Source organism: Rothia amarae (genome assembly GCF_042677725.1).
GTDB lineage: Bacteria > Actinomycetota > Actinomycetes > Actinomycetales > Micrococcaceae > Rothia > Rothia amarae.
In genome coordinates, this window is sequence record NZ_JBHUCN010000002.1 from 157,285 (window position 1) to 161,972 (window position 4,688).

General features: G+C 49.4%; 7 protein-coding genes. 4 read left to right on the plus strand and 3 right to left on the minus strand.

Features of this window, described 5'->3' with window-relative positions; translation table 11 throughout:
- Positions 1 to 25: 25 nt before the first annotated feature.
- Positions 26 to 565 carry a YceI family protein gene (locus ACFR81_RS00905; RefSeq protein WP_343875995.1) on the minus strand — a complete coding sequence of 180 codons (540 nt, stop codon included), beginning with the start codon at positions 563 to 565 and terminating at the stop codon, positions 26 to 28.
- 146 nt (positions 566 to 711) lie between these two features.
- The gene (locus ACFR81_RS00910; RefSeq protein ID WP_343875997.1) at positions 712 to 1,617 is read right to left on the minus strand and encodes an ArgP/LysG family DNA-binding transcriptional regulator; all 906 of its coding nucleotides are present in this window, start codon (positions 1,615 to 1,617) and stop codon (positions 712 to 714) included.
- Positions 1,618 to 1,686: 69 nt separating this feature from the next.
- Here ACFR81_RS00910 and ACFR81_RS00915 point away from each other — a divergent pair, with 69 nt between their 5' ends.
- The 4 genes from ACFR81_RS00915 to ACFR81_RS00930 all read left to right on the plus strand — a co-directional run bounded on the left by ACFR81_RS00915 (position 1,687) and on the right by ACFR81_RS00930 (position 3,940).
- Positions 1,687 to 2,310 carry a LysE family transporter gene (locus ACFR81_RS00915; RefSeq protein ID WP_145177163.1) on the plus strand — a complete coding sequence of 208 codons (624 nt, stop codon included), beginning with the start codon at positions 1,687 to 1,689 and terminating at the stop codon, positions 2,308 to 2,310.
- Between the two features lie 179 nt (positions 2,311 to 2,489).
- Positions 2,490 to 2,831: a DeoR/GlpR family DNA-binding transcription regulator gene (locus tag ACFR81_RS00920; RefSeq protein WP_343876000.1), complete on the plus strand. Its 342-nt coding sequence runs from the start codon at positions 2,490 to 2,492 to the stop codon at positions 2,829 to 2,831.
- Positions 2,828 to 3,043 (plus strand): sugar phosphate isomerase family, encoded by a 216-nt coding sequence (locus tag ACFR81_RS00925; protein WP_377148590.1) that lies wholly within the window; start codon positions 2,828 to 2,830, stop codon positions 3,041 to 3,043. Before ACFR81_RS00920 ends, ACFR81_RS00925 begins: the two co-directional genes overlap by 4 nt.
- A 153-nt stretch (positions 3,044 to 3,196) precedes the next feature.
- Positions 3,197 to 3,940, plus strand: coding sequence for an HIT domain-containing protein (locus ACFR81_RS00930; RefSeq protein WP_343876002.1), 744 nt, complete (start codon positions 3,197 to 3,199; stop codon positions 3,938 to 3,940).
- Between the two features lie 7 nt (positions 3,941 to 3,947).
- Here the strand turns inward: ACFR81_RS00930 and ACFR81_RS00935 are convergent, their stop codons facing one another.
- Positions 3,948 to 4,475 carry a hypothetical protein gene (locus ACFR81_RS00935; protein ID WP_343876004.1) on the minus strand — a complete coding sequence of 176 codons (528 nt, stop codon included), beginning with the start codon at positions 4,473 to 4,475 and terminating at the stop codon, positions 3,948 to 3,950.
- Positions 4,476 to 4,688: the final 213 nt, after the last annotated feature.

Consider the following 4,688-nt stretch of genomic DNA (forward strand, 5'->3'; position numbering starts at 1 on the left):
GCGAGCTACTGCTCACACATCAAATTTATGCCTGAGGAGCTACATACTCAGCATCGATGGTGATGGTGACCTTATCACCAACCAATACACCACCGGTTTCTAGAGCTGCGTTCCAGGTGATGCCAAATTCCTTGCGTGAAATCTGAGTGGAAACAGATACACCAAAACGAGTGGTACCGAAGGGGTCGGTTGCAACGCCACCAAATTCGCCCTTGAGTTCTACCGAGCGGGTTTCGCCCTTGATGGTGAGATCGCCCTTGACGACCAAGTCTTCGCCGTCAAGCTCGAAAGAGGTGGACTTGAAGTTCATGGTAGGGTGCTGTTCAGCATCGAAGAAGTCTGCAGACTTCAGGTGGCTGTCGCGATCAGCATTGCGGGTATCCAATGAATCAATCTTGATGGATGTCTCAACAACGGAGTCGGCTACGTTTTCTGCAACGGTTACCGTTGACTCAGCTTCTTCAAAGCGACCGCGGGTCTTGGAAACCGCTGCGTGACGCACGGAGAAAGCGATTTCGGTATGTGCTGCATCGAGGGTCCAAACGCCGGGAGTAAGTTCTGCCATGATATTTTGCCTTTCAAGAAATCTTGTTGAAGTGTTCCTTCGCTTTCAAAAATTACTTTACGTGTAAAGCATTTTTTAAGCAACCGTTCTGCGGAAAATATTAAGAAATTTTACAAAGAAACTTATTTCTCCTAGAAAAAAGCAGGTTATGAGAGCGTTTTTGCCGCCTCATACACCCTGTGGGTTACTACATCTAAAACTTCTGAAGAAATTTTCCACCTTTGCCAGTAGAGCGGTGCATCTAATGGCTCAGAGGCAAGCAGCACCAATTCCCCGCTCTTCAACTGCTGCTCGCACTGGGCGGTGGGCAAAATCCCCCACCCAATACCTTCATAGATAGCACGAGCATAATCAGGCGACGACGGCACATAAACACTCGGCGATTCCCCTTCCACCGTCTCGTCCAACCCAAAATTTTTCAAGATGAGTGCGCGAGATGATTTCTGCCCCACATCCTTGTGGTCATACTCGATGGTGGGGGCTGCGTTGAGCTCTTCGACGGTGATTTGTTTCGGCCAGTGTTTAAAATGCCGATGCACAAACTCCGCCGACGCCGCAATCCAGTAACGCACATTGCCGAGCTTCTCCACCGTACAGCCGGGAATTGTCTCCGGATCAGAGGTAATGGCAGCCATGGCTTCCCCCGAACGCAATAGCGCCGAAGAGTACTGCTCTCCCTCTCTGCGCAAATCACAGAAAATACGGTCTTCACGCGCTAGTTTACCCACGGCAGAGAGCAACCAGGTGGAGAGTGAATCTGCATTCACAGCAATCGCAATAGTCCGCTCTCCTCCGCTTCCACCTAGTTCCCGCTCCAGTTCACTGCTGAGATACTCGCTTTGCCGGGCGATGCGCAGAACAATTTCGCCCGTTTCCGTCGGCACAACAGGGTTTGTTCTCTTGATAAGTACGCGGCCTGCTGTCTGTTCCATCGCTTTGATGCGCTGGGAAATAGCGGACGCGCTCACCATCAGCAGATCCGCGGCAGCTTCGAAAGTTCCAAATTCGACCACCAGTACGAAGGTGCGGAGTTGTTCAGCTGTAAATCTCATAAGACAATCTTATGCTCACTAAGAATCATTAGATGGTTTTATGTTTCAAAAGTCTCTACTCTCTATCTTATGAACTTCTCCGAAAACTTCCCCACCGTACTCATGGGACTAGGTGCCGGCCTCTCTCTCATCGTTGCAATCGGTGCTCAAAATGCCTTTATCCTCCGCCAGGGGATTATTGGAAAACACGTCACGCCCATTGTGCTTTTCTGTATTTTTGGCGATGTTCTGCTCATTGGTGCCGGTATTTGGTCAGTAGGCAAGCTCGCTGAAGGTTTTGATTGGGTTCTTGAAGCTCTCCGATGGTTCGGCGGCGCATTCCTCGTTTGGTATGGATTTTCTGCAGCAAAACGAGCCCTCAACCCTTCCACCCTCACTGTTGATCCTAGCGAGCAGGGGCCGCAGAGCGTTGGTAAAGCCCTGGCGTTTACCTTCGCTATCACCTATTTGAACCCCCACTGCTATCTGGACACCTTCGTACTTCTGGGTTCACTAGCCAATACCCACGGGGAGACCGGGCGCTGGTGGTTCTACCTTGGCAGCATCACCGGTTCAATTCTCTGGTTTACAGCTTTAGGTTACGGCTCTCGTTTCCTTCGTCCACTGTTTGCCAAACCTGACGCGTGGAGAATTCTCGACGGCGTCATCGCTCTTCTTATGTTCTTCTTAGCGTTCCAGGTCATGTTTGGATAATCCTGTATTAATGATTTTTTCTGCAAATTAGTGACCATTTATGATTATTTATGTACTGGATTAATCAGTTTCAATCATTTTTAGTCATAAGAGATCACTCCGGTGTTAGCAGACGAACGACACAGCCTCATCATTACAGAGGTCGATCAGCGGGGGGACCGTATCCACCGCAGAGCTCATTGAAAGATCTCTCCGAACTCGCTGAACGCGGCCTCATCGTTAAAGTTCATGGTGACGCCCGTTCCGTTCACTCCACCAATAACCCCACCTTCGACACCAAATTTTCTACTAACCGCACTGCCAAAGAGGCTTTAGCCCGTGTAGCAGCCGAGTTCATTCACGACGGTGCTTCGCTGGCTTTCTCCGCAGTCACCACCTGCGCGGCGATTGCAGCGCAGGCATTCAAGCATCAAAACCTTACGGTTATTACTAACTCCACCCGAATTGCCGATGAATTCAAAAATCCTGAAACCGTGGAGCTCTTCGTAACTGGTGGCACGCGCACCCGACCGAAGCGTTGATTGGGCCTCTCGCCCTAGCGAGCCTGGAAAGACTGCATTTTAACACCCTCTTCACGAGTCTTCACGCCGCTGATCCGATTGCCGGTCTGACTACTTCTTCTGTAGAGGAAGCAAAAACTCTCCGTACGATGATTAGCTCAGCCCATCAAGTGATTGTCGTATTTGATCATTCCAAATGGCGAGTTACGGCTCTCAGCACTTTTGCCCAGTAGAACGAAGTTGATGTGGTCATAGTCGACCCTGAAATGCCTCAGGGCGCCGTAGATCAGCTCAGAGAACTCGTAGAGAAGGTGGTTATTGCATCATGACTTTACAGCTCAATAACAGTCTCCATGGTTCTATGCCCACCCTCGTCCATGAGGGATTTGAAAGACGAAGCCCCTGATCCTCTTTCCCACCTCTCAAATACCCTGGGGCACCGTCCTCAGCCTCCGATAGTTTCTGAAAATATATCGGTATTCGGTTCGAGGGCGGCCCACAATGCGGAGCTTTCTTTCGGTGAGTGTATCAATCGTTTTGAGCTGCTTGTTCTATGCGAGGACGTTACTGAGCTAGCTATCGATGAACACCATGAGGGCGCCAGAACGTTCGCAACCCTGCAGGGCTTTTCAGAACCCACGGAACTAACGGAAATCTTTAACTTCCAGGCAGAGCGCTGGGCAAAGCGGCGTGTTGCGGATTTACTCTCTGACGTATTGGTCTCTGAACTCGTCGTTCGTACCCGGGTGCTAGTAAAGACCAAGCATTGTGTTGCCTTTGTTCCTTACGCCGCTAGTAGTCCCTTACACGTCATGGCGCTCCCTAAGGCTCCACGACGCAATTTGGTAGCTGTAACCAATGAAGAGCAGCAGGATTTAGGGGGATTTCACCAACGTCTCGCTGAGCTCATTTCAACGGCAATAGAGTCGCCGGCTGCCTCTATTGAGGTTCTGTGGTCGATGGCTCCGATCTCTCGCTGTCGTTCTATTTCTCGTATGCGAGTGGAGTACACTTCTGCTGACGCAGGGGTGAATTTTGAGGATAGTCCAGAAGAACTCGCCCTCATACTCAAGGCTTGGCTTTCGCTACGCGCAGATATAAACGGTTTTTGGAGCAGGTTCAGTACTTGAGTAAAAATTAGTTGGAAGACAAATCCTCTACAATCAGGGTGGTCTTCATAAAGCGAGCAAATCCAGATAAGAGAAGCTGTGCTGCTCCTAGGTCTTCTGCGCTCACTCCTAGTTCTAAATCAGCTAGGTCTCTAGGCTTGATAAGTCCAGAGCAAATCTCAACAGTGGAAGACTTCTCTGATTCCTTCTCGAAGACAAAGCTCACCCCTGATTTGAACGCGTCATTGAGTTCTCCGGGGTGGGTTTGTACTGTGATAACGTCTTGTGTTGCAAAGTATTGGGTTTCTCCCAGCACGATTTTCTCGCCGCCTTCTGTCTCTTCGAGAAGAAGACGTTCCCCTATTTCTATGTAGCTCTCACCATCTCGTTTGAGCTGATGGGGCCACCAAAGGTGGGTATATTCGGTAAATGCTAGCCAGCTCTCTTCGAGCGAGAGATCGAGTTGGACATACACTGCAGTTTGCAACGTATTGCTCGATGCCGCTGGTGTAGCTGTTTCGCTGAGTGCCGGAACGTGGGAGAACAGATTTTCCATGTGTATTACCCTAGCGGAATTCTCTCTCACCCCGTCATTTTGGTTTCTTTGAATGTTATTTAGAGAGAAGGATAAAAAAAATCCTTAAACGAAAAAAGACCCTTACGGGGTCTGAATTTCGTGCCATTTTCATCAAGAAAATAGTGTTTTGTTATTTCAAAACCATACAGTGGACGCAAACACAACCAAACCAAGAAAAAAATATGTAAGCCT

What these genes read in the sequence shown, in the direction of transcription:
- ACFR81_RS00905 (WP_343875995.1), bottom strand. Translation starts at nt 565, where the DNA reads ATGGCAGAACTTACTCCCGGCGTTTGGACCCTCGATGCAGCACATACC.
- ACFR81_RS00910 (WP_343875997.1), bottom strand. Translation starts at nt 1,617, where the DNA reads ATGAGATTTACAGCTGAACAACTCCGCACCTTCGTACTGGTGGTCGAA.
- ACFR81_RS00915 (WP_145177163.1), top strand. Translation starts at nt 1,687, where the DNA reads ATGAACTTCTCCGAAAACTTCCCCACCGTACTCATGGGACTAGGTGCC.
- ACFR81_RS00935 (WP_343876004.1), bottom strand. Translation starts at nt 4,475, where the DNA reads ATGGAAAATCTGTTCTCCCACGTTCCGGCACTCAGCGAAACAGCTACA.